This window comes from Pseudoduganella sp. RAF53_2, from assembly GCF_052113985.1.
Taxonomy (GTDB): domain Bacteria; phylum Pseudomonadota; class Gammaproteobacteria; order Burkholderiales; family Burkholderiaceae_D; genus Rugamonas.
On sequence record NZ_JBFRDW010000731.1, the window covers coordinates 1 to 2,780 of the forward strand.

General features: G+C 59.3%; 4 protein-coding genes. 1 reads left to right on the forward strand and 3 read right to left on the reverse strand.

Features of this window, described 5'->3' with window-relative positions:
• The 3 genes from AB4Z11_RS28585 to AB4Z11_RS28595 form a co-directional block, all read right to left on the reverse strand.
• Window positions 1-560, reverse strand: a 560-nt coding sequence (locus tag AB4Z11_RS28585; RefSeq protein WP_442029207.1) for a segregation and condensation protein A, incomplete at its 3' end; no start/stop codon positions are given.
• 21 nt (window positions 561-581) lie between these two features.
• The gene (locus tag AB4Z11_RS28590; protein WP_442029208.1) at window positions 582-791 is read right to left on the reverse strand and encodes a DUF3460 family protein; all 210 of its coding nucleotides are present in this window, start codon (window positions 789-791) and stop codon (window positions 582-584) included.
• A gap of 49 nt (window positions 792-840) precedes the next feature.
• Window positions 841-1,854, reverse strand: coding sequence for a porin (locus AB4Z11_RS28595; RefSeq protein ID WP_442029209.1), 1,014 nt, complete (start codon window positions 1,852-1,854; stop codon window positions 841-843).
• Between the two features lie 145 nt (window positions 1,855-1,999).
• Here AB4Z11_RS28595 and AB4Z11_RS28600 point away from each other — a divergent pair.
• The coding region (locus AB4Z11_RS28600; RefSeq protein WP_442029210.1) for a DMT family transporter at window positions 2,000-2,780 on the forward strand (781 nt) is incomplete at its 3' end.

A 2,780-nucleotide genomic window follows, 5' to 3' on the forward strand; every position in this document is an offset into this window, starting at 1 on the left:
TAGGCCGCCAGCTTGATCTGTTCGTATTCGAGCAGACGGCGTACCAGCTCGGCGCGCGGGTCTTCCGCTTCAACTTCGATATCGTGCTGGCGCTGCGGCAGCAGCATGCGCGATTTAATCTCGATCAGCATCGCCGCCATCAGCAGGTATTCCGCTGCCAGCTCCAGGTTGGACAGGCGAATCTGGTCCACGTACTTCAGGTACTGAAGCGTGACCTGGGCCATCGGGATATCGAGAATGTTGAAGTTCTGCTTGCGGATCAGGTACAGCAGCAGGTCCAGCGGGCCTTCGAAAGCTTCCAGGAAGATTTCCAGGGCATCCGGCGGAATGTAGAGATCGTTCGGCAGGCGCAGCAGGGGCTCGCCGTAGAGACGGGCAAATGCAGCGCCTTCGGCTTCGGCAGCCTTGGCATCGTCGGGGGATGGGGCTTCCGTCCCGGCCGCTGGAGGTTCGGCCGGGTTGGCATCGCCGCCTGCGTCTGGCGGCAAATCCGCAGCGATGGCAAGCTCTGCGGAGACTGGCTCCGCGTTCTCGTCCTGCGCCGCGTCTTTTGGCGACATGCTATGCCGTCCGGGGCTCGTTTATACCTTGTTCTGGTACACGTAAGCTTGTTGCTTGACGCTCGAGGTGCGGACGCGCTCTTGCTCGTCGAGGGTGCGGGAAGGTTGGTCCCACAGCAGCGAACGGCCGAATTGCTGGCCAGCTTCGATCTGAGGATTCTTTTCCTTCAGTTGCTTGATGAACAAGGTGTGATCGGACTCGTACTTGTGGTTCTGTTTCAGGAAGTTCATATCGCGAAATGAAAAGGTTCAGCAAAGGGTATTTTACCGTCTTTTGCCGTCAGTAACGATGCCGAATGCCTGCGACGAAAGTATTACCGTTGCTGCCAGGACTCAGTGAGTCGCGCAGGAAGACGGTGTAGAGGTCGGTACGCGGGGAAATATTGTGGTCGTAGCCGGCGGCGTAGGTGTCGCGGTGGAAGTCGGGCTTGCCGGTTGCCGTTTCGTTCATACGCGAATACGCGACCATGATGCGGCCCAGGCCGCTGTAGGCAGGAACAGTAAAACCGGCGTGCTTGATGCGGTCGTTGCGGTTGCTGACCTCGGTGTCGTGGTAGCTGTAGGAGGCGAACACGCGCACCACTTTGAAGTCGTAGGCCGCCGCCGTCAGGTAGGTACGTTGGCTGGGGCCGGTAACGGCGATGCCGGGACCGTTCTTCACGTTCTGTCCGCCCAGCGTGACGGCCAGGGTAGGGCCGACGTATTTCGCCACGGCGGACCAGTTGTCCGCATGCTGGCCGGGCACTTCTCCCAGGGAGTATTGCGCCACGAAGGTGGTGTCGTAGACCGTGGGTGAGGTGTAGTTGATCGAATTGCTCCAGCCCGTGTCGCCGAAGGTGGCGTTGCCCCCGGCGGCCGTGAACATCTGGTCAATTACCGGTGACAGGCGGGTGGATGGACCGAACGGGTTGATCTGGCCGATCGCCACGAACATCGGGTTGCCGATGCGGCCCACGCGCACCAGGCCCCAGTCGCCRCCCAGGCCGACGTTGGCCGCGCGCGAGAACATGGATTCGCCGGGGAAGCGGCCGGACTCGCCGGTATCGATGCGCATGAAGCCTTCCAGCGCGAATTGTGCTCGCAAGCCGCCGCCCAGCTGCTCGGTGCCGCCGAAGCCGTAGTAGGAGGTGACCATGCCGCCGCTGTTAAGCACATTCACGCTTTGCGGCGCCGATGCCGACGCGGTGCGTCCGGCGAAGGCGTCGAGCACGCCGTAGATGGTGACGCCCGTGCCTTGGGCGCATGCGAGAGTGGGAAGAATGAGGAAGCCTGCCGCCAGCAGCTTGTTTTTCATAAGGGACTTCCAATATTGTCAGTTCGTCCAATTGTCCGCGTGCCCCGTTTGATTCACAAGCAAAACGTGGCCGAATCTGCCGCCTTGTGCGAGTTCGCCACGGATGGCGTATGCTTGCTTGCAATTTTGTTTATGCAGTGAAGCTATGCACTACCGACTGACGCCACGCGCCGCCATCCTGTTGACCATCCCGCCCATCCTGTGGGCGGGGAATGCCATTGTGGGACGTATGCTGCATGAACTGGTGCCGCCGATTCTGCTGAATTTCCTGCGATGGGCGATTGCTTTAGTCCTGCTTCTGCCATTGGCGGGGCCGATATTTCGTCCTGGAAGTTCTTTATGGCCGCATTGGCGGCGTTTTGCGATTCTGGGCTTGCTCGGCATTGGCATGTACAACGCTTTGCAATATCTCGCCTTGCAAAGTTCGACGCCGATTAATGTGACGCTGGTTGCCTCCGGAATGCCGGTCTGGATGATGCTTACCGGCTGGCTGTTTTTTGGTGCCGGTGTTTCTCGCCGCCAAATCATTGGCGCAATATTGTCCATTGCCGGCGTATTGGTCGTTCTGGCGCGCGGCGAATTCGCGCATTTGATGGAATTGCGCCTGGTTGCCGGCGATATGTTTATGATTCTGGCGACGATTGCCTGGTCGCTTTATAGCTGGCTGCTAATCCGTACGACGGGTCCAGCAGATATCCGCAGCCACTGGGCTAATTTTCTGCTGGCGCAAGTCGGATTTGGAGCAATCTGGTCGGGCGCATTTGCAGCGGGTGAATGGACATTATCTACCGCAGCCATTCACTGGAACTCGACATTAATTGCGGGCCTGGCGTACGTCGCAATCGGTCCGGCAATTATTGCTTTCCGCTGCTGGGGCGCTGGCGTGCAAGAGGCTGGTCCGTCCATTGGCGCTTTTTTTGTTAATC

Excerpts from the sequence above, each read along its gene's own strand:
- AB4Z11_RS28590 (WP_442029208.1), bottom strand. The coding sequence starts at position 791 with ATGAACTTCCTGAAACAGAACCACAAGTACGAGTCCGATCACACCTTG.